We start from the raw sequence: 342 nt of genomic DNA on the forward strand, positions 1-342 counted from the left end.
GGAATTACATATACAGAGCGTACAAAACTTTTACAAGGTATTACGGTATATATGACAAACATTCCTACGGAATGGGTACCAAAAGAGAAAATTTATGATCTATATTCACTGCGTTGGCAAATTGAGCTGTTATTTAAAATATGGAAATCTTGGTTTCAAATTCATCGTTGTAAATCTATTAAACAAGAACGATTAGAATGTCACCTTTATGGGCAACTCATTAGTATTCTATTATGTTCTTCTACTATGTTTAAAATGCGAGAACTCCTGTTACGTAAGAAACAGAAAGAGCTAAGTGAATATAAAGCGATGTACATAATTAAGGATTATTTTTTACTTTTT

Annotated in this window: 1 protein-coding gene; it reads left to right on the forward strand. The window is 30.4% G+C overall.

Translation table 11 applies throughout. The features are described from left to right. Nucleotides 1–342: transposase (locus JDS95_RS30615; protein WP_199691057.1), on the forward strand; the 342-nt coding region annotated here is incomplete at both ends.

Source organism: Bacillus cereus group sp. N24 (assembly GCF_016483345.1).
Taxonomy (GTDB): Bacteria; Bacillota; Bacilli; order Bacillales; family Bacillaceae_G; genus Bacillus_A; species Bacillus_A toyonensis.